The sequence below is a fragment of the Zhongshania aliphaticivorans genome (assembly GCF_902705855.1).
In the GTDB taxonomy this organism is placed as follows: Bacteria; Pseudomonadota; Gammaproteobacteria; order Pseudomonadales; family Spongiibacteraceae; genus Spongiibacter; species Spongiibacter aliphaticivorans_B.
Map to the genome: position 1 here is coordinate 92,507 of NZ_CACSIJ010000014.1, position 21,108 is coordinate 113,614.

Genomic DNA, 21,108 nt, shown 5'->3' on the forward strand with positions numbered 1-21,108 from the left:
CCAGTGCGTTAAGACTAAGGTGCTTTCTGGTCGTAGTAGTGCTGGACTTGTTATCATCGGCGTCCAGATCTTAAGGAGACAGGCCACAATGGCGAAAATAATTGGTGCGATATTGGGGTTTTTAGTGGGCGGCCCACTATTGGCACTGCTGGGTTTTGCCGTAGGCACCTTTTTTGATCGAGGGCTGGGGCAGGCGATGCGCTTTAATTACGGTGCTGAGCGTGAACGTATTCAAGGTATCTTTTTTGACACCGTGTTCCGCGTTATGGGGCATATAGCCAAGGCTGACGGCCGTGTATGTGAATCTGAGGTCGCACAAACTGAGGCTATCATTGCTCAGTTGGGCCTAACCGGTGCCCGCCGCCAGGACGCGATTGCCAAATTTAAACAAGGTAGCGATAGTGGTTTTGAGCTAGAGCCGCAAATGTCTGATTTTATGGGGGTGGCGAAAAGCCAGCCCCTCCTTAGGCAAATGCTTTTAGAAGCGCTTTTGGCAATGGCGCTGGCCGACGGTGATATGGCCGATGCTGAACGGGATATTGTGACGCGGGTGGCGGGCTATTTAGGCGTGTCGGGCCAAGAATTTCAGCGTTTGTTGGACATGGTTATGGCACAAAGCCAGTTCCATGGTGGCGGCTCGGGCGGCCAGGCAGCCAGTAGTTCAGATTTAAAGAAGGCCTATCAGGCGCTAGGCGTAGATGAGTCGATTAGTGATGCAGAGTTAAAGCGCGCTTACCGCAAGCTAATGAGTCAACACCACCCTGATAAGCTTATTGCCAAGGGCGTGCCAGAAGATATGATGAAAATTGCGACGGAGAAAGCGCAGGAGATCCAGGTAGCCTACGATCTAATTAAGAAAAATCGCGGCACCTGAATTAAAGAATATATTCTTTCAGTCCGGCCAGAGATTAACGGGCTTGGGCTGACAGAGGGCGCACATTGTCAACGGCTTGAGAGTCTATTTCCTCTAGGGCCTCTACCCTGCCCTTACAGGCTTGCATAACTGCCTCTTTGTTTTTGGCTAAGAAAATACCAAATTCTTCAGCTTTGGTTTCATCAACATCGGGAATATGTTGTTGGAGCAACGCACTAAAACCTTCCGCTAACTCCAACATTTTGTCGTAGGCATCGGCATCTTTTTTGTTGTCAAACATACTATTGTCCCTGTCGCACATCCACTTGGCTACTACCGCCATGTTTCACCTCGATTGATTGTTGAACGATACTAATATTTAACAGAACTGTATATAAATACAGCCTTTTGTGCAAGGTCTAATTGCTGTACTAGAAAGGGCTAGCGGCCCTTCATCGTTTTGTCACGAGGTTCTAGTAGCCTCGCTACAAATTGTAGGAAGCCCTTGTGACATGAGCATGAACCCGTCTTTCAACGTTGCTGGAATTTTACTGCTTAGTGGATTACTCGCCGCCTGTGGTGGTGATAGTGTGAGCGCTACTCAGCCAGCAACGCATTCGCCTGATACTGAAAAGCCGCCAGCCCCAGTGCTGGAAATAGTGGGTAATAGCGAAGTTGCCTCAGGGTCAGCACATACCCTGCGCGCTCTAACAGAAGATAATGGCTTAGCGAGTTCATGGAGCTGGCAGTTTGACCGCAGCTTATTGAGCGAGGAGAGCGTAGAGGTCGACGGCGATCGCCTTAGCTATACCGCTCCAGACGTAAATAATCCTACAGCGATTAACTTTGCGGTACAGCGCAGTGTGAGTGGTCAACGTCCGCAGAATGCGAGCCTTGCCGTAATGGTCTTCGCCTCAGATGACGCCACTAAGCGGCCGACCCTTGAACTGAGTGAGGACTTATCCGCCGACGAAGGCACAGATGTGCTGTTGTCGGTAAGTGCTGCTGCGCGGCAGGGTCGCAGTATTCGGTCTATTGCATGGCAGCAACTATCAGGGTCAGCGGCTCAGCTTCTCGATGCAAATGACCAAGATACGTTTTCTATTCGTCTACCCCAAGTCGACACGGAGCAAACCTTGAGGTTTGCAGTTCAGGCGCAGGACAGCGGCGGATTTAGCGCGAACGCTGAGGTGGCGGTGCGAGTATTGAATGTTTTCGAGAATACATTGCCAGTAGTCAGTGCGGGAGCAGATCAGGAGTCTGCTGCGAATAGCACAGTTAATTTACATGGCAGTGCGACAGATGCCGGCGGAGAAATTGTGTCGGTGCTTTGGGAGGCGCTAGGCCAAGATAGCAGCATCACTATTAATCAAGCCGATAGCCTCAATGCCAGTTTTATGGCGCCAAACGTATCGGAAGATCGCGATGTAGTAATACGCTTAACCGCAACTGACAACGACGGTGCTAGCGGCAGTGACACCACCGTAGTTCGAATTATCGCCACGCCAAATGAATCCCCTGAAATTAGCAGTGCCTATGTCGATCCTGGGGTTGCCTATAGTGGTGAGACAGTGCAGTTGATCGCGACGGGACAAGATCCAGACGGCAATGCACTAAGTTTTAACTGGCAGCAAATTCCGGCTCAAGACCAAGCATTGCTTACTATTGAGCAAGATGAGAGCGGAAATATTAGTGCGAGCTTGCCGACACTGAGTAAAAACGAAAACTTTGTTTTAGTTTTGTCGGTGAGTGACGGTATAAGCACAGTAAGCCGAGAGGTGGGCTTTCAGGGAGTCGCCAACTTTGCACCTGTGCCGAATCCTCTGAGCTGTCTGTCGCAACCTTTGCAAGCGGGCTGCCCTCTGGCCGCGCTTGCGCCGATATTAGATCCCAATTCCTTTAGTGCCTGCGCGACTGATCCCGCTAGCAGCGAGTGCATTTTTACTCAGCTTGCCGGCCCGGCCGTGCTCGCCTGTATAGATAATCCTGGGCCAGAAACCTGCGCCACAGCATTAACGAGCATTGCTGATCCGAGTTATGTTTTAGAACAGCTGGGAGAGGAAGATTCTGCAGGAATATGTAATCCCGCATATGATGACAATAGTTACGAACATTATGTGGGCGCGCTGCACGAGCATACCGCTTATTCTGACGGCACCTATTTAACTCGGCCAGCCGATGTTTTTCAGCGTGTAAAAACTGCTGGTCTAGATTTCGCCGGTAGCTCAGATCATTCAGACAATATGGCCCTCCCCCTTTCACTTGGTCGCGGCGATTGTTCACCTGAGCAATTTTTGGATTGCTATCTCTTTGTCGACCCCGACAATCGCAGCGATGCATTTGTGAAGTGGAAAGCCACACAAGAACAAGCGCTGGCTGCCAGCGATAATAACTTCACTGCCTTTCGTGGCTTTGAATGGACCTCAGATCGATTTGGTCACGCCAATATATTTTTCTCAAGAAATATTATAAATGCGAAAACTGGGCCGGGTTATGCGGTGAGTATGGTTCGGTTTTGGCAGTGGTTTGGTTACCCAGCCCAATTCGGCGGTGGCTCGGATGGCTTATTAAGTTTTAATCATCCTGGTAGAGAAGATGCTATAGAAAGTATTGTCGAGAGTCTTGGCGGAGACCCTGGGTTTACCTTTAATGATTTTCGTTATGTTGCTGCCGCTGACTACCGTACTGTAGGTATAGAGGTATTTGGTAAGGGCAGTGAATACGACAGTGATGGGCCGAACGGTAGTTGGCTAAGTTATGCTTTAGATAAAGGCTGGTATTTGGCACCGGTTGGATCAGAAGATCATCATGATACCCGTTGGGGGGATGATGATTTACCAAAAACGGTGTTAATCGCACGTTCCCGCAGTCGCGATGATTTACGTGAGGCGATGTTGGCGCGTCGATTTTACGCCGTAGCGCAAAATTACAATGGTATTCGACTGGATTATCGCATAGATGATGATCCTATGGGTTCACGGCTGCGCAAACAAATTGGTGATAAATTAAATATCAGTATAAATTTAAGCACGAATAGTGTTGTAGTGGATGCACCACGTTTTGAATTAGTTGGCCCAAATAACACAGTCATCGAATATTCTAACGGCACAAATATGCAGAAAAATATTATTTTTAATAAAGGCTTAAAATATGTTTTTGTTAGAGTATTTGATGGCGAAAGGCCTATTGCGTTTTCAGCGCCGATTTGGATTTCGGAGGGTAGCGAGCCACTGCCGCAATGCCTAGTTCCACAGATTTGGAAAGACGAGGCAGCACTGCTGCCATCGATTTAATATTAGACGTGCTGGCTGGTTTGCATTTCGGCGTAGCGCTTTGCCCACGCAACAAATTGCTCAGCGGGAATGGGAGGCGAATAAAGAAAGCCTTGCACCATGTCGCAGTGGTGTTCTCTTAAAATGCGTCGCTGATTTAGATTCTCTACACCTTCGGCAATAACCTTCATATTGAAGCTATGCCCCATTGCGATAATGGCGTTGGTTAGCGTCACACTGTCGCCGCAGCTGTCGATATCACTCACAAAACTTTTGTCGATTTTTAAGCTGTCAAAGGGGTAGCGTTTTAAATAACTAAGTGATGCGTAGCCGGTGCCGAAATCGTCCAGCGATAAATGTATTCCCAAGGTTTTGAGTTGTTTAAATGTGTCGCGAATTTCTGGCGTGTCGTTAATTAGTAAGCCTTCGGTAATTTCTAGTTCCAGCTGCGCTGCGGGTAAACCACTTTGCTGCAGAGCGTAGCGCACGTTTTCAACAATATCGCCATCGGTAAATTGTTTGGCAGAAATATTCACCGCTACACTTAATGCTGGCAAGCCTGAGCGCGTCCATGCCATTACCTGTTGGCAGGCATGCTCTAATACCCACTTCCCGATACCGATGATTAAACCACTTTGTTCCGCAACAGGAATAAAGCGGTCGGGTGTTGGATTGCCCAAAACATTATTATGCCAACGTAGTAGTACCTCTACACCGCGCAATTTATTATCTTCAAGATTAATGACGGGTTGGTAGTGAAGCTTAAATTCGTCGCGTTCAATCGCGTGGCGTAAATGCTGCTCCATTTCTAGTCTGAGCTCAGTTTCGCTACTCATGCCCTCTTCATAAAAGCTGAAGCGATCGCCACCTTTTTCCTTGGCACTGAACATCGCGGCCTCGGCGCGGCGCATTAGCACGGTGCTGTCGTCACCGTCTTCGGGGTATTTGCATAAACCAAGGCTGGCAGAAATATTCACTTCATGGTGATTGACGTAAAATGGTTCGCGACATTTGTCGAGTATGGTTTCGGCGAGAATTCCAGCTTCGTCAATGCAATTGCCGACACTTAAAACAATTAGGAATTCGTCGGCGCCTAGGTGTGCAAGAATTTGGTCGTCGCGAACGCTGCGCCGTAATCTTTCGGTGGTTTCAACAAAGATTTTGTCAACGACCTGATGCCCTAGCGAGTCGTTGATATACCGTATTCGGTCGAGGTCGATATGGATAAGAATAAAGCCACTATTCGAGCTATCGCCATCATTGATGGTCGACTGGATCGCCCGTAAAGCAAATTGCCGATTTGGCAAACCCGTTAGCACATTATAGTGTTCGCGAATAAACAGCCGGTCTGCAATGGCCTTGTGTTCAGAAATATCTTCAGCACATACAACCACGTGTGCGAGTTCACCACTGTCATTGAGAATTGGTGTGACGGTGGCGGCGAGGTATCGGTATTTTTTTTTGTCTCCAACGCGTAATTCACCGCGCCACTCTCGTTTTTCGTCTACGGCTTTGTGTACTTGCTGACGGGTTTCTTCTGAGACATTCTCGGTCCAAATATCCAGCAGCGAATCATCATTTGAGTAGTTAGCTTTAATAACGCCAAGTGACGAATGGTTGGTATTAATAAATTCTACGTTCAGATATTTATCTAATAGCATCAAAGCAGAGGAGTTATGCGCTAGCAGTAAGCCTTGTTGCTCATTAGTTTGTTCAAGCTGTTTGCGTAGTAGTCGGTGGCGCTCTAATACACCGCTCAGGCAGAAGGCGGTCAGGCTTATACAGGCCGCTAGGGTGGCTAGCATGAGTAATGCGGGGTCGTAGGGTGTTATTAAAACGAAGTAAGCCACCGCCGACAGTACGGCAGATAGGGCGAACGCTATGGCTAGAAAAAGGTATGCCATTGATAACTCATATAAATATTACGTTCAGGTATGTAAGCACATTTGTGCGGTTTAGTCAGTGGCAGCGCTAGCTAATTTACTGGCTACTAGCATCGCAATAGGCGCTTTGTCCCCAATCGGATCGAGGGGCGTTTCGTTATAATAGTGTATTTTTAGGTTTTGGAAGGCGACGCATAGCTCGTTTTGTTTTAGGCAGAAGCGTGTATTTACTGGTTTGCTATTAGTACGATGCTCGGTCTGTGCCTGCACAAAGGTTTGATAGAACAGTAATCCACCGGGTTTGAGTGCTTTTTGAATAGCCTCAAATAGCGGTCTATACAGAAAGTAGCTCACGACAATAACGTCGTACTGTTTGCTAGCCAAACCATTTTTCTCAATGTCTGCGCAGACGGTGTTTATCTTTAAATTTTGTTCATCGGCAAAGTTTTTTAAACGAGCCAACGCCACATCAGAAACATCTATAGCGTCGCACTCCAAGCCCTGCTGGGCTAAAAATATCGCGTTTCTGCCCAAGCCGCAGGCCAAATCTAAAGCATTGCCCTGCTTGGGTAGCATGGCGGCGTGTTGCTGTAAGACCTCACTGGCGGGGGTAGCAAGCTCTCGTTCGGCATGGCGTAGATTCCACTTTGTGCGGCTATCGTCGTGATTGGATTTGGGCATGATTTAACGTCGCCAAAATGATGGCATTAGCAGCACCAGCAAGGTGAAAATTTCTAAACGGCCTAGCAGCATCGCATAGCACAAAATCCATTTTCCAGCGTCGCTCACCCCACGATAACTGGCAGCAACTTCACCGAGCCCTGGCCCCATATTATTTATTGAGGCCGCAGTCGCGGAAAACGCGCTTAGCGAGTCGAGCCCGCAGGCCATCATTGCTAAGGTAATGAGAATGAAGGAGATCATGTAAACGCCGACAAAGCTCCACACTGCGCTAACAATTTTTGCTTCTACACGGTGGCTACCAATTTTGAGGGGGATAACGGCGTTGGGGTGAATCAGCTGCTTCATTTCTCGAATGCCTTGTTTTGCAACGAGCATGACTCGAACCGCTTTCATGCCGCCCCCAGTAGACCCTGCGCAGCCGCCGATGAAGGACAGCATGATTACCGCTACAGGCAGGAAGCTAGGCCAGATAGAGAAATCTTCGGCGCCAAAACCGGAGGTGGTGGTAACAGAGATAGTGTGGAAAATGCCGTGAATAAAGCTGTCTTCTAATGAATATGTGCCACTGAAATAGAGATATACAGAGATAGTCAGGGTGGCGATGGCAATAACAGAGAGATAGAAGCCGGTTTCAGCATCTCTTAGATAATGGCGTATAGAGCGAGATCGCCAAGCGTGAAAATGAATGGTAAAGCTCAGCGCCGCGAACAGCATAAACCCACTGCAGATCATCAGTATTAAGGGACTCTCGAAGTAGCCCATACTGGCGTCGTGGGTAGAGAAGCCACCGATGGCGACTGTGGAAAATGAGTGACAAAGGGCATCGAAAAAGCTCATTCCGGCAAGCCAATATGCCAAGGTGCACACCAAGGTCAGTGACACATACATAAGGAATAAGACTTTCGCGGTGCCGGTAATGCGTGGGGTTAGTTTATTGTCTTTTACGGGGCCTGGTGTTTCGGCACGGTATAGCTGCATACCCCCAATGCCGAGTATCGGCAGAATGGCGACAGCAATAACGATGATACCAATCCCGCCTAGCCACTGCAGGAACTGACGGTAAAATAATATGGAAATCGGCAGTTCATCCAAGCCGGTGATAACTGTAGCGCCGGTGGTGGTAAGGCCGGATATTGACTCAAATACGGCATCGCTCACCGATAGGCCGGGGTTGTCGGCCAGATAAAACGGCAGAGCACCGAATAAACCGAGTACGGTCCAAAACAGCGAAACCACTAGAAAGCCATCTCGGATACTGAGTTCGTGTTGTTGTTTTAGATTGCTTAGCCACAGCGCGAGCCCGCTGCCGAAAGTTAGGACGAAAGCGGTAGAAAAGGCATTGAGTGCGCCATCGTTTTGCCACATAGACAGAATGGCGGGTAGAGCCATAGTTAAACTGAATATCATCAGTAACATGCCGATGATTCGGCCGATGATTCTCAGGTGCATAAATGCGCACCTTTCATTGCGATAGGCTGGCTTGTCATCAGAAGAAGGTAAACCCGACCTGAAATAATTTCTCGACCATTTTGATCTTGCTCTTATCGACGAGGAATAAAATCAAATGGTCTTCAGACTCAACTAGCAAATGGCTGTGGGCGATCATGACCTCCTCACCCCTGACTAGTGCGCCAATGCTGACACCTTCGGGTAAGACGATTTCGTCTAGGCGGCGACCAACGACTTTGGATGAGCGGTTGTCGCCGTGGGCAATAATTTCCAGCGCCTCGGCCGCGCCGCGCCGCAGCGAGTGGACATTGTAAATATCGCCGCGACGAACATGAGTGAGCAAGCTGCCAATGGTGATTTGCTGGGGTGAAATGGCAATGTCGATATCACCGCCCTGTACTAAATCGACATAGGCGGGATTGGTAATTAAGGTAATCACTTTCTTGGCGCCCATTCGCTTGGCTAGCAAAGACGACATGATGTTTGCTTCGTCGTCATTGGTGAGCGCGAGAAACACGTCGGTTTCTTCAATATTTTCCTGCGCGAGCAAATCGTGGTCAGAGGCGCTGCCATGTAACACGATGGCTTTAGATAATTGCTCTGACAAGGCGCGACAGCGGTCATAGCTGCGCTCAATAATTTTTACGTGATAACGGCTTTCCACCGCCCTCGCAAGGCGTTCGCCGATATTGCCGCCGCCAGCAATGACTAGGCGTTTGTAGGGTGTGTCTAAGCGACGCAACTCACTCATTACCGGCATAACGTTCTTTTTGGCCGCAATGAAAAATACTTCATCGCCGGCTTCAACCACGGTGTCGCCGCTGGGCAAAATAGCCGTTCCACGTCGGAAAATAGCTGCTACACGGGTGTCTACGGTGGGCATGTGGTCGCGGATAGCCGCCAGTTCATTGCCCACCATTGGCCCGCCGTAATACGCTTTTACGCCAACTAACTGAACCTTGCCGTCGGCAAAATCCAGTACTTGCAGTGAGCCGGGGTACTGTAATAGGCGCTTAATGTAGCGAGTTACCAGCTCTTCAGGGCTAATAAAAACATCAATGGGTATGGCGTCATTACCGAATAGCTTTTCTACATTGGTGTAAGCATTGGAGCGAATACGAGAGATTTTGGTCGGTGTGCGGAACAGTGTGTAGGCCACTTGGCAGGCGACCATATTAATCTCGTCGCTATTGGTTACCGCGATTAATAAATCCGCATCTGCCGCCCCTGCTCGGGCTAGCACGTCGGGGTGCGAGGCTTGTCCGGTTACTGTGCCAATGTCGAGGCGATCCTGCAGCTCCCTGAGTCGATCAGGGTCTTTATCTACAATAGTAATGTCATTGTGTTCACTGGCGAGGTTGGCGGCCAATGTGCCACCCACCTGCCCTGCGCCGAGAATAATGATTTTCATTGTTCGAAGTCGCCTGCGCTGCCTGTTATCGATTGGTGCCTGATACTGTTACCACAGCGAGATGACACGTGCTGGGGTGAGAAAAAAATAGTTACGATCAAGCCCGTCATTGTGCGGCGACGAGGTGCGCCACTCAATAGCCGTGATCAGAGTATTTTACGAATTTTCGCGTAGAAGAAACCGTCGTGCCCGTCAATGTGTGGGAAAAGCTGCCGGCAACCATCGCGGCCTATCCCCCAATTGGCGGCTATTGGTATTAACTCGGCATCTGAATGATCAGTTAAAAATGCTGCCACTTGCTGTTCATTCTCAGCAGGTAATAACGAGCAGGTAGCGTAAACAAAAATGCCGCCGGGTTTTAAACTCTGCCAGAGCTTGGTGAGTAGGCTAGCTTGTAGTTCTACCAGTGGGCCTATATCTGTGGCGAGTCGGTTGAGCTTAATGTCGGGGTTGCGACGAATAACGCCGGTGGCGGAACACGGCGCATCTAGCAAAATACGATCAAATTGGACGCCGTCCCACCATGTGTCAGTATCGGCGGCATCGGCACTGACGAGAGTCGCGTTCAGTTGCAGGCGATCTAAGTTGTCTTGAATGCGGATAAGGCGTTGCTCGTCGATATCTAGGGCGACAACTTCAGCTAAGTGCGGCTCGCACTCCAATATCGCGCCGGTTTTGCCCCCGGGTGCAGCGCAGGCGTCTAGCACTCGCAAGCCCGCGGATAGATCCAACAATTGGGTGCATAGCTGCGCGGCTTCGTCCTGCACGCTGACATGGCCGTCGTGAAAGCCGGGCAATTTGTCGACGCTACAAGCTTGTTCAAGGCGTAGGCCTGAGCTGGCGAAGTCACAGGCTTGTGCGGCGATATCGGCTTTGGCAAGAATGTCTAAATAGTCTTCTCGGCTTTGATGTAGGGCGTTTACGCGTAAACAAAACGGCGGATGTGCATTGCTGGCGGCGAGAATATCGTCTAGTTGGTCTGGCCATGCCTGTTTAAGAGAGTCAAAAAGCCATGCGGGGAACGCGGCATTAGCATCGGCGCTGAGATTGGTGAATATGCTGTCTTGTTCGCGTTGGCAGCGGCGTAAAATCGCATTTGCCATGCCCGATGCCCATTTCTTACCGAGGCTTCGGCAGCCTTCGACGCTGCTGTTAATGGCCGCGTGGGGGGGGATTCGGGTATAAAAAAGTTGATACGCACCAAGGTAAATCAGCATTTTTACATCGCTGTCTTTGGCTTTTAAGGCTTTGCTAAAAAAGGGCTTTAGGGCGGCATCTAACTTCCAGTAATACCGCAGGCTACCGTAGCAAAGTTCGCGGTAAAGCGAGCGTTGAGAGGGCTCAACATCTTGTTCGTAACGGGCTAAGACGCGCGAGAGCGAGCTGCCCTCTTGCTCAATATTTGCAAGGCAGCGCGCGGCGGCGACCCGGGGACATTTCATAGTGTGCCTGATGGCGAAGCCATTAATGTGCCGGGGCTAAACTGTTCAGCGCGGGCGTTGAGAATATCGCGAGCAGCCAGCACTTTGCCGCCGGGCATTTGTAAATCGAGAATGCGCAAGGCGCCGTGGCCACAGGCGACGGTAATACCAGACTTGTCTGCGCTGAGGATTTCTCCTGCAACTGCGCTATGGTCAGCTGCGGAGATTGGTTCTGCACGCCAGATTTTAATTCGCTCGTCACGGCTGTTCGCCGCAAATTGGGTATAGCAAATGGGGAATGGGTTAAAGGCACGGACTTTTCTATGTAGCGTGATCGCGTCTTCCTGCCAGTTAATAAAGGCTTCGTCCTTGGTGATTTTTTTGGCGTAATTACTGAGAGTATCGTCTTGGACTTCTTTTTGCGCTGTGCCTTGGGCTAGCGCGGACACGGCCTGCAATAGCGCTGGGCCACCAATCTCTGCTAGTCGTTCAAACAGATCGGCGGCGGAGTCAGTGTCGTGAATGTTGCATTCGACTTTGCTGAGCATGGCGCCGGTGTCTAGGCCGGCATCCATTTGCATAATGGTAACGCCGGTCTTCAGATCACCTGCTTCAATGGCGCGCTGAATCGGTGCTGCGCCACGCCAACGCGGCAGCAGTGAACCATGAACATTTATACAACCAAGGCGCGGAATATCTAAGACACTTTGCGGCAGCAGTAGACCGTAGGCGACCACGATCATTAAGTCTGCTTGGTGACTGGCGAGAAGTTCGCGGTCGGTAGCGTCTTTGAAGTTGTGGGGCTGGTATACCGGCAAGCCTGCTGCCTCTGCACATTGTTTCACGGCGCTGGGCAGGGTCTTTTTGCCGCGACCTGCTGGACGGTCGGGTTGGCTGTAGACGGCGACGATGTGATGGCTGCCGTCGTCTATAAGTGCCTGTAAGTGCTGGGCGGCAAAATCAGGCGTGCCAGCAAATATTAGCCGTAAAGGTGCTGTGCTCATGAGGGTTGTTGCTTATGGAGTTTTTCCATTTTACTGCGAATACGATTGCGCTTAAGCGGCGAAATATAATCGACAAATAGTTTGCCTAAGAGGTGGTCATTCTCATGTTGAATACACACCGCCAGCAAGCCTTCTGGTTCCATTTCAAAGGGTTCGCCGTTGCGGTCTAAGGCTTTTACGCGGATATGCTGTGGCCGCACCACCGTTTCGTAAAAACCGGGTACCGACAGGCAGCCCTCGTCATATTCAAAGGTTTCTTGATCGATGACGGTGATTTCAGGGTTTATAAACACCAGCGGTTCACTGCGGTCGTCGCTGACATCAATCACCACAATTTGTTCGTGAACATTGATTTGGCTCGCAGCTAGGCCTATGCCTGGCGCTTCGTACATTGTTTCGAACATGTCGTCGATTAATTGACGGACGCGATCATCAACGTCTTTAACGGGTTTTGCCACCGTTCGCAGTCTTGAATCGGGAAACTCAAGGATTTCAAGTACAGCCATAGTAGTTCGTGACCATTTATCGTGTAAGTTGTGTAACTATTGCTAAGATAATGATTGAGTAGACACTTTGGTCTACAAAATATTCGCCTGTTGCAGCGCATCCTCTATATTATACAGGGAGCGTATAAGAAATGCCTGATTCTTGCCATGTACTGGCGGCCAGTTTAAAGAGTAATAGGATTTAATTATGAAGAACACAGTATTGGGGCTTTGTCTGGGGCTAGTGATGGCGTTGGCCCAGGCGGGTGATGTGCTTTCTTTAAAAGCGGGTCACCCGCAAAGCTATGTGGTCAAAAAAGGCGATACGCTCTGGGCTATTTCGGGCATGTTTTTGGATGACCCGTGGTTCTGGCCTGAGTTGTGGCATTACAACCCACAGGTAAAAAATCCGCATTTGATTTATCCCGGTGATGTATTAAAACTCATGTGGGTAGATGGCAAGCCGGTATTGGTGAGACATTCTGCGCCTGATAATAGTGTTGTAAAACTAACCCCAGAAATGCGTATTTCAGAGATTACCGATGCTATTCCGGCGATCCCACTAGACGTGATCGCCCCCTTTTTAACCCGCAGCCGCGTTGTTAGCGACGCTGATTTGGAACAGGCTCCTTACGTACTGGCGGGCAAGCGCGGCAATATTGTTGCTGGCGCAGGGGATCAAATATTAGGTCGGGGTGATTTTAGTAAAGATGAAACCTACGGCGTTTACCGTCGCGGTCAGGTTTACAAGGATCCCGTTACCCGCGAGGTATTAGGTGTAGAAGCCACCGATATTGGCACCGCCAATCTACTCGCCACTGAAAAAGATGTTGCTACGCTGACCCTAAATCGCAGTACCCAAGAAATCCGTCGTGCCGACCGGCTTTTGCCTATGGAAGTTCGCCATATCCATGCGCGCTTTGAGCCAAAGGCGCCGGTGGAAAACAGTAATGGTTATATTATTGCGGTCGAGGGTGGTGTGACTCAGGTTGGTAGCCTTGATGTGGTCACACTAAATTTAGGTGAGCGAAACAAGCTAGAACCCGGCGATGTCATGGCAATTTATTCTGCAGGCGGGATAGTGACCGACCCCGTTACCAATGAACGAGTAAAGGTTCCTGATGTGCGCGCTGGATTATTAATGGTTTTTCGCAGCTTTGAGCGTGTTAGCTACGCCTTGGTATTAAAGGCAGAGCAGCCGCTTAAAGTAGGCGATATCGTTAAAAACCCATAGTAAAATTATAAATACGCGGGTCGTTAACCACGACCCTGCCACAACACGCAAGGATGCGAATGTGGAAATACTTGCCCGCCGCTGGCTACAGACTCAGCAAATTTTAAGGCTATCGCCAGCGAATTTTCGTAGGTTGATGAGCGCGTTTAACACTCCCCATGCATTACTTGAACGGCCTGCTTCTGAATTAATACAGTTTGGCGTCGGTGCTACACAGCTGCAGGCACTTGCTACAGAGCTCGGGCGCTCAGATCACGGCGCCGTCGATGACGTTCTCAAAAATGCCAATGCAGAGCTTGTGTGTTGGCACGATGATGACTACCCCGCCCTGCTTAAAGAAATTCACGACGCTCCACCCCTGATGTATTACCGAGGACGCCGTGAGCTGCTGAATCAGTTGTTGTTTTCGGTGGTGGGCAGTCGTCGTCCGAGCCGTATGGGTCATAGTGATGCAAAGGCTTTTGCCAGTGCGCTGGGGCAAGCTGGGTTCACCGTGGTTAGCGGAATGGCGCTTGGTGTCGATGCGGCCGCCCATATTGGGGCAATATCGACACCCGCCTCTACGATTGCCGTATTAGGAACGGGGGTGGATTGTTGTTATCCAAGGACTAACACGGCGCTCTATCAGCAAATTGGTGTTGAGGGGCTGCTGCTGAGCGAATTTCCCTTGGGTAGTCCACCGCTGCGGCACCAATTTCCGCGCCGCAATCGCATAATCAGCGGCATGAGTTTAGGTGTGTTAGTGGTTGAGGCGGCAATACATAGCGGCTCATTAATTACCGCTAAACAGGCTTTGGAGCAAAATCGTGAAGTATTCGCCATTCCTGGATCTATTCATAATCCCGCTAGCCGAGGTTGTAATGCCCTTATTAAACAAGGTGCAAAACTGGTCGAAACGCTGGCCGACATAGTTGAAGAATTTTCCGGGTGGACGAGCAGCGAATTGCCATCTGCACCAACAGGCACGGAAAGCAGCGTTGTCTCCAAAGTATATGACGCGCTTGGTTACGAGCCACAATCTCTTGATGAACTCGTACAGTACTGCGGCTTGGGCGTGACGGCTACTCTAGCTGAACTAAGTGAACTAGAAGTTGAAGGCTGGGTAGAGCAGCAGCGCGGCGGCTGGCAGCGTTGCCGATAATTCCCCTAAGTTTCGTGGTGGCAACATAAGCGCGAGCAAATGCTAGTTTCCTGTAGGACTCAATAGAAGTTCAGTACCCATTCATGAATTTACGGCTCATCACCGTGTAAAAACGGGTATACTTTGGCCGCATTTTGTCGCTTTCGCTAACCACTATGCGGATCCATTTTATGGCCTTGTCAAATTCTTATCGTCTGCGCCGCGCCGCTGCGTTGTTACGAGCGGGTGCAGTTGTGAGCCACCCCACAGAAGCGGTATGGGGCTTGGCCTGTGTGCCGTGGGATCGCACTGCGGTGGAGCGTATTTTGAGTATGAAAAATCGCGACCCCGCTAAGGGCCTGGTCTTGGTCGCTGATTGCGTAGCCCGTTTCGATGACATATTGCCGAATTTACCCGAGACTATTCGCCGCACTGTAGAGGCAAGCTGGCCTGGGCCGCATACCTGGGTTGTACCTGATTACGCTTGGGCGCCGTTGTGGATTCGCGGAAGCCACCAGAGTGTGGCGATCAGGGTTAGTGATCACCCACTTACGGCGGCGCTTTGTCGTGCTGCCAACACCTGTTTAGTGTCAACCTCGGCCAATCCTGCGGGGTGTGAGCCAGCCAGAGCTCAGTCTGAAGCACAGCGGTATTTTGGTCCGCAAATTGATTATTACCTACCAGGTCGAACTGGAGCGCGCGCGCAACCTACGGATATTCGCGACGCCTTGAGCGGCGAATATTTACGTGGTGCCTGAGTAGTATTAACGGCGCGATTTTTGCTGCCGTGGAGACGTTATGAAGAATGTAGATATCGCTGCGGTAAAGCAGTTTTTATTGTCCCTCCAAGACCGCATCTGCGAGCAGTTGGAGGCGGTGGATGGTAAAGCGAAATTCGTCGAAGATGATTGGGGGCGCGGCCGCAGTCGAGTCATGACCGATGGCGCTGTGTTTGAAAAAGGCGGTGTGAATTTTTCCCATGTTCAGGGTGATGCCATGCCGGGCAGCGCGAGTGCTCACCGCCCGGAGTTGGCGGGCCGCAGTTATCAGGCAATGGGGGTGTCTTTAGTGATGCATCCACAAAATCCTTATGTACCTACAAGCCATGCCAATGTGCGATTTTTTGTGGCGGAAAAGCCTGGTGAAGAACCAGTATGGTGGTTTGGTGGCGGTTACGACCTTACGCCCTACTACGGTTTTGAAGAGGACTGCCAGCACTGGCATCAGGTGGCTAAAAATACCTGTGACCCTTTTGGCGACGATGTCTATGCCAAGTATAAAAGTTGGTGCGATGATTATTTTTACATGGGACACCGGAATGAGGCTCGGGGAGTTGGCGGGCTGTTTTTTGATGACTTGAACGACGGTGGTTTTGAGCACTGTTTTGACTTTATGCAGGCGGTGGGCAACTCCTATACCGATGCTTACGTGCCTATTGTCGAGTGTCGCAAAGGAATGGAGTGGGGTGACCGCCAGCGTCAGTTTCAGCTGTATCGCCGTGGCCGCTACGTTGAGTTTAATTTAGTGCATGACCGAGGTACTTTGTTTGGTTTGCAAAGTGGTGGTCGTACCGAATCTATTCTTATGTCGCTGCCGCCCTTAGTCAGATGGGAGTATAATTGGCAGCCCGAAGTAGGTAGCCCAGAAGCCGCTTTAACTACGCAATTTTTGCCGCGTAGAGATTGGTTATCATCGGAATAATACAGGCAGTATTTTTTGCTTATGGAAAGTAAAGATCAGTATGCAGTGTACGGAAACCCCGTTAAACACAGCAAATCTCCCCAAATACACGCGGCCTTTGCTGAGCAAACTGGTCAGCAATTGCATTATCGCGCCCACAAAGTTGAGCTGGAACGTTTTGCTGAGACCGCGGGCCAGTTCTTCAGCCATGGTGGCAAGGGTTTAAATATCACGGTGCCGTTTAAATTGGACGCCTTTGAATTTGCCGACCAACTCAGTGGCCGCGCTCGTCGTGCTGGTGCGGTAAACACCCTCGCCTTACAAGAAGATGGCAGCATTTACGGCGACAATACCGACGGAGTTGGCTTGGTTCGCGACATTCACGACAACCTCGGTTGGGAGCTGAGTGGGCGTCGGGTGTTAGTTTTGGGTGCTGGCGGTGCGGTGCGGGGTATTCTTGGGCCTTTATTAAAGCAGGGCCCCGCTCATGTTTTGGTGGCGAACCGTACCGTGGACAAGGCGCAAAGTTTGGCTGCGCACTTTGATTCACTGGGCAATATTGCGGGCTGCAGTTATGACGGCTTAGCCGGCGGTCAATTTGATCTCATTATTAATGGCACTAGCGCAAGTATGAGCGGCGATTTGCCGCCTCTGCCCCACCATATATTGAGTAATGATGGCTGCGCTTACGATATGATGTACGGCGCCGAGCCAACACCATTTATGCGTTGGGCTGCAGGTGAAACCGCGTGGGCAGTCTCTGATGGCTTGGGGATGCTGGTTGAGCAAGCGGCTGAATCATTCTGCATTTGGCGCGGGGTGCGTCCAGATACCAAGCCGGTTATAGAATTAGTTCGTCAATCTTTGTCGGCATAAATTTATGCCGACGGTCTAGTTGGAAATTATTGTATGTTATTAACCGTTGTCGCCTTGATAGTGGGCTTGGTTTTACTCGTGTGGAGCGCAGACCGTTTTGTCATTGGTGCGTCGGCTACCGCATCAATCCTAGGTGTTTCGCCTTTGGTGGTAGGTATTTTGGTGGTGGGTATCGGCACCTCGGCGCCAGAAATGTTGGTGTCTGCCATTGCCGCAGTAGACGGTCAGCCAGGCTTGGCTGTCGGTAATGCTCTGGGTTCCAATATCACCAATATCGCCTTGATTTTGGGTTTTACCGCTCTGCTAATCCCCCTTAATGTGCAATCTAAGCTGATTACCCGCGAAATCCCCCTGCTGATTTTGGTGATGTTGGTGGGTTTTATCCTGTTGATGGATGGGCATTTGGGTGTGATGGACGGCAGTATCTTATTAGTTGGCTTTTTGCTAGTGGTACTTAGACAAATGTGGGAGGCCAAGCACAGCAGAGGCGATAGTATCGAGGCTGAATTTGAAGCCGAAATTCCCCGCGATATGTCTTTAGGGGTTGCGCTAGGTTGGTTGCTATTTGGCTTTTTACTGCTAATCGCATCGGCGCGGGTTTTGGTGTGGTCAGCCGTCGAGATTGCGCAATTCTTTGGCTTGAGTGACTTGGTTATTGGTTTGACGGTTGTGGCGGTAGGTACTAGCTTGCCGGAGTTAGCGGCGTCACTGGCGGCTGCTCGCAAGAATGAACACGATATCGCCATCGGTAATGTAGTGGGTTCAAACCTATTTAATCTATTGGGGGTTATGGCCCTACCCGGGGTGATTGCCCCAGGCGTGATAGATGAAAAGGTACTGAGTCGAGACTACCCAGTGATGCTGTTGCTCACCGGGCTGTTCTTTTTGGTGGCCTGCGGACCTCGCAAAGCGCGGCGTATCTCTCGAGTAGAGGGCGGCGGTTTACTATTAATTTATATTGCCTATATCGTTTATCTTTTACACGATGCGGGTGTTTACTAAAGTTTAAATGGACAGCGCTGCAATATGCCGATCTTTCAATTTGGCGTAATTTGCGGCGCTGTAGCTAAAGTATTTGTACTCCCCTTCACTGAGCTCCCGAACGGGTTTTGCCGGGCTGCCTACATATAGCCAGCCGCTGGCTAGCTTTTTGCCGGGTGGCACTAGCGAGTTTGCACCGACGACCACTTCGTCTTCAATCACTGCGCCGTCCATCACGATGCTACCCATGCCAATGAGTACCCGGTTACCAATGGTACAGCCGTGTAGCGTAACGCTGTGGGCAACGGTGACTTCGTCGCCAATGGTAAGAGGATAGCCTTCAGGGTTGTACGGGCCGGCATGGGTGATGTGCAAAATACTATTATCTTGAATACTGCTGCGGGCGCCAATTCGAATACGATGCATGTCGCCGCGCACAGTCGTGTTTGGCCAAATCGAACTGTCGTCACCAATATTCACATCACCAATAACCACGGCGCTGGGGTCAATAAAAACGCGCTCACCTAAGTGTGGAGTGTGTTCTTCAAAAGTCCTGATAAATTGTTGGGGCTGGTAGCTCATTACTTTTCTCCGGTACTGGCGTGACGTTTTTACTATTCGGGGCTGTGCTTGCAAAAAGCATGTTAACAGGATTCGGCAGGGCGGTAGATTTGATACACTGGGCACATTCTCGCTTTCCAGTTTATAGGTCTTTTTCATCATGACGGCTAATAGTTTACCAATTTTCTCTACCCTTGATCCTCAGGCTATGGCTAAAGAGTGTGAGGATTTATTAGCGGAGTCGCGGCGGCAGGTGGCGGTCGTCGTTGCCGATGAGCGCAGTCCAAAGTGGTCAAATTTAATGGCGCCGCTGGAAGAAATCGATGACAAAATTGGCCGCTTCTGGGCGCCGATGAGTCATTTACACAGCGTGCTCAGTGGTGATGCATGGCGTGAAGCCTACAGCGCATGCTTGCCGATGTTGACAGCCTACAACAGTGAAATGGGTCAGAACCGCCCCTTATTTGAGCGAGTTCAAGCCTTTGCTGACGGTGGTGAATTTAGTCGTTTAAGCGGCCCTCGCCAGCAAGCAGTACGAAATATGTTGCGGGATTTTACCTTGTCTGGGGTAGCCTTGGAGGGCGATAAAGCCAGCCGATTTGCGGAGATTCAGCAGCGACTAAGCGAGCTTTCTACAGCGTTTTCAAATAATGTGCTAGACGCCACCGACGGCTGGGAAAAGATAATTGACGATGCCAGCGACTTAGCTGGTGTACCCGCTACTGTGCTCGATAATCTGCGTGAGTCGGCCCAAGCCAAAGGTCTTGATGGCTATCGTCTCAGTTTAGATATCCCCACTTACCTTCCGATTATGCAATATGCCGACAATCGCGAATTGCGAGAGGAAGTGTACACGGCATATGTAACACGGGGCTCGGCGCAAGGGCCACAGGCTGGTAAATGGGATAACGGCCCCTTGATGGTGGAGATTTCACAACTGCGCCAAGAGATGGCGCAGCTATTGGGCTTTGAGCATTATTCGGATTACTCCCTCGCTAGCAAAATGGCTGAGTCTAGCCAACAAGTTATCAACTTCTTGGAAGAACTAGCTCACGCCAGTAAGCCGGTGGCGACTCAAGATTTTGCAGAGCTAAGCGCCTTTGCTGCTGAGCATGGGGTGGCTGAGTTGAATGCGTGGGACGTGCCCTACTTTAGCGAGAAGCTTAAAGAAGCGTCATTTACGCTTTCGCAAGAGGCTTTGCGGCCCTACTTTCCTGTTGAGAAAGTGATGAGTGGTTTGTTCAAAATCACGGGGCAATTATTTGATATTGAGATCAGCGCGCACGATGACGCTGATTTTTGGCATAAAGATGCACAGTGCTACCGCATATCCCGCAATGGCAATGTTCTCGCACACTTCTATTTAGATTTATATGCCCGCAACAATAAGCGCGGCGGCGCGTGGATGGCAAATGCTCGCGGGCGACGCGTGCTAGAAGATGGCGGCGTTCAGCAGCCGGTCGCATTTTTGGTGTGTAACTTTTCGCCGCCAACCAGTGAGCGTCCTTCTTTGCTGACACATAATGAAGTGACGACCTTATTTCATGAGTTTGGTCATGGCCTTCACCATATGTTGACGCAAATTGATTGCCTGAGTGTGGCGGGCATAAGTGGTGTTGCTTGGGATGCTGTAGAGCTACCCAGCCAATTTTTGGAAAATTGGTGTTGGGAAAAATCGGTGATTCCTGATATTTCAGCACACTACCAAAGCGGCGAGCCATTACCCGTAGATATGCTAGACAAAATGTTAGCGGCGAAGAACTTTCAGTCTGGTATGCAGATGCTGCGGCAAATAGAGTTTTCCTTATTCGATTTTAAATTGCATATGCAACCTGGCATTAGTGATGAAGCGGGCATTGATTCCGTCATTAACGCCGTTCGAGATCAAGTCGCGGTATTTCAGCCACCGGCATTTAACCGCTTTCAAAATAGCTTCTCGCATATCTTTGCTGGCGGTTACGCAGCGGGCTATTACAGCTATAAATGGGCTGAGGTATTGTCAGCTGATGCATTCTCTTTGTTTGAAGAACAAGGCGTGATGAATGTTGAGGTCGGTAAAAAATTCCGCACCGAAATTTTAGAACGTGGTGGCTCCGAGGATGCGGACGTATTGTTTAAAAATTTCCGTGGTCGGGCACCAGCGAATGACGCCCTATTGCGTCATTCAGGCATCGCTATCGTGAAGGGAGCGTAA

At 50.1% G+C, this 21,108-nt stretch carries 18 protein-coding genes; 9 read left to right on the forward strand and 9 right to left on the reverse strand.

The genetic code is table 11. From position 1 onward, the window contains the following. Positions 1-88 precede the first annotated feature (88 nt). Positions 89-874 (forward strand): co-chaperone DjlA, encoded by a 786-nt coding sequence (gene djlA, locus GVJ32_RS12430; RefSeq protein ID WP_159240425.1) that lies wholly within the window; start codon positions 89-91, stop codon positions 872-874. A 34-nt stretch (positions 875-908) separates the two neighbouring features. Here djlA and GVJ32_RS12435 read toward each other — a convergent pair whose 3' ends face one another. Next, a complete protein-coding gene (locus tag GVJ32_RS12435; protein ID WP_159240426.1) occupies positions 909-1,196 on the reverse strand; it encodes a YebG family protein in 288 nt (95 codons plus the stop codon). Between the two features lie 169 nt (positions 1,197-1,365). On the opposite strand from GVJ32_RS12435, the gene GVJ32_RS12440 reads away from it, so the two are divergent. Then, on the forward strand, positions 1,366-4,146 hold the full coding sequence (locus GVJ32_RS12440) for a PKD domain-containing protein (protein WP_159240427.1): 2,781 nt from the start codon (positions 1,366-1,368) through the stop codon (positions 4,144-4,146). A 2-nt stretch (positions 4,147-4,148) separates the two neighbouring features. On the opposite strand, the gene GVJ32_RS12445 is transcribed toward GVJ32_RS12440, so the two are convergent. The 7 genes from GVJ32_RS12445 to def form a co-directional block, all read right to left on the reverse strand. Next, on the reverse strand, positions 4,149-6,029 hold the full coding sequence (locus GVJ32_RS12445; RefSeq protein WP_159240428.1) for a putative bifunctional diguanylate cyclase/phosphodiesterase: 1,881 nt from the start codon (positions 6,027-6,029) through the stop codon (positions 4,149-4,151). 51 nt (positions 6,030-6,080) lie between these two features. Beyond that, positions 6,081-6,689, reverse strand: a complete 609-nt coding sequence (locus GVJ32_RS12450; RefSeq protein WP_159240429.1) for a class I SAM-dependent methyltransferase — start codon at positions 6,687-6,689, stop codon at positions 6,081-6,083. A 3-nt stretch (positions 6,690-6,692) separates the two neighbouring features. After that, positions 6,693-8,141 carry a TrkH family potassium uptake protein gene (locus tag GVJ32_RS12455; protein WP_159240430.1) on the reverse strand — a complete coding sequence of 483 codons (1,449 nt, stop codon included), beginning with the start codon at positions 8,139-8,141 and terminating at the stop codon, positions 6,693-6,695. A 37-nt stretch (positions 8,142-8,178) separates the two neighbouring features. Then, positions 8,179-9,552, reverse strand: coding sequence for a Trk system potassium transporter TrkA (gene trkA / locus GVJ32_RS12460; RefSeq protein WP_159240431.1), 1,374 nt, complete (start codon positions 9,550-9,552; stop codon positions 8,179-8,181). Positions 9,553-9,698: 146 nt separating this feature from the next. Then, positions 9,699-10,994, reverse strand: a complete 1,296-nt coding sequence (gene rsmB / locus GVJ32_RS12465; RefSeq protein ID WP_159240432.1) for a 16S rRNA (cytosine(967)-C(5))-methyltransferase RsmB — start codon at positions 10,992-10,994, stop codon at positions 9,699-9,701. After that, on the reverse strand, positions 10,991-11,977 hold the full coding sequence (fmt, locus tag GVJ32_RS12470) for a methionyl-tRNA formyltransferase (protein ID WP_159240433.1): 987 nt from the start codon (positions 11,975-11,977) through the stop codon (positions 10,991-10,993). Before fmt ends, rsmB begins: the two co-directional genes overlap by 4 nt. After that, positions 11,974-12,483: a peptide deformylase gene (def, locus tag GVJ32_RS12475; RefSeq protein ID WP_159240434.1), complete on the reverse strand. Its 510-nt coding sequence runs from the start codon at positions 12,481-12,483 to the stop codon at positions 11,974-11,976. Before def ends, fmt begins: the two co-directional genes overlap by 4 nt. Before the next feature lie 187 nt (positions 12,484-12,670). Here def and GVJ32_RS12480 point away from each other — a divergent pair, with 187 nt between their 5' ends. The 6 genes from GVJ32_RS12480 to GVJ32_RS12505 all read left to right on the forward strand — a co-directional run bounded on the left by GVJ32_RS12480 (position 12,671) and on the right by GVJ32_RS12505 (position 18,374). Then, a complete protein-coding gene (locus tag GVJ32_RS12480; protein WP_159240435.1) occupies positions 12,671-13,696 on the forward strand; it encodes a LysM peptidoglycan-binding domain-containing protein in 1,026 nt (341 codons plus the stop codon). Positions 13,697-13,757: 61 nt separating this feature from the next. Then, entirely contained in the window at positions 13,758-14,837 is a 1,080-nt protein-coding gene (gene dprA / locus GVJ32_RS12485) for a DNA-processing protein DprA (protein WP_159240436.1), read from the forward strand. A 170-nt stretch (positions 14,838-15,007) separates the two neighbouring features. Next, positions 15,008-15,574, forward strand: coding sequence for an L-threonylcarbamoyladenylate synthase (locus GVJ32_RS12490; protein ID WP_200841414.1), 567 nt, complete (start codon positions 15,008-15,010; stop codon positions 15,572-15,574). Positions 15,575-15,614: 40 nt separating this feature from the next. Next, positions 15,615-16,517, forward strand: a complete 903-nt coding sequence (gene hemF, locus GVJ32_RS12495; protein ID WP_159240437.1) for an oxygen-dependent coproporphyrinogen oxidase — start codon at positions 15,615-15,617, stop codon at positions 16,515-16,517. A 21-nt stretch (positions 16,518-16,538) separates the two neighbouring features. Beyond that, the gene (aroE, locus tag GVJ32_RS12500; RefSeq protein ID WP_159240438.1) at positions 16,539-17,372 is read left to right on the forward strand and encodes a shikimate dehydrogenase; all 834 of its coding nucleotides are present in this window, start codon (positions 16,539-16,541) and stop codon (positions 17,370-17,372) included. 33 nt (positions 17,373-17,405) lie between these two features. Continuing rightward, the gene (locus tag GVJ32_RS12505) at positions 17,406-18,374 is read left to right on the forward strand and encodes a calcium/sodium antiporter (RefSeq protein WP_159240439.1); all 969 of its coding nucleotides are present in this window, start codon (positions 17,406-17,408) and stop codon (positions 18,372-18,374) included. 3 nt (positions 18,375-18,377) lie between these two features. Here GVJ32_RS12505 and GVJ32_RS12510 read toward each other — a convergent pair whose 3' ends face one another. Further along, positions 18,378-18,935 (reverse strand): gamma carbonic anhydrase family protein, encoded by a 558-nt coding sequence (locus GVJ32_RS12510; protein ID WP_159240440.1) that lies wholly within the window; start codon positions 18,933-18,935, stop codon positions 18,378-18,380. Positions 18,936-19,074: 139 nt separating this feature from the next. Between GVJ32_RS12510 and GVJ32_RS12515 the strand changes: the two genes are divergently transcribed. Further along, positions 19,075-21,108 (forward strand): M3 family metallopeptidase, encoded by a 2,034-nt coding sequence (locus tag GVJ32_RS12515; protein ID WP_159240441.1) that lies wholly within the window; start codon positions 19,075-19,077, stop codon positions 21,106-21,108.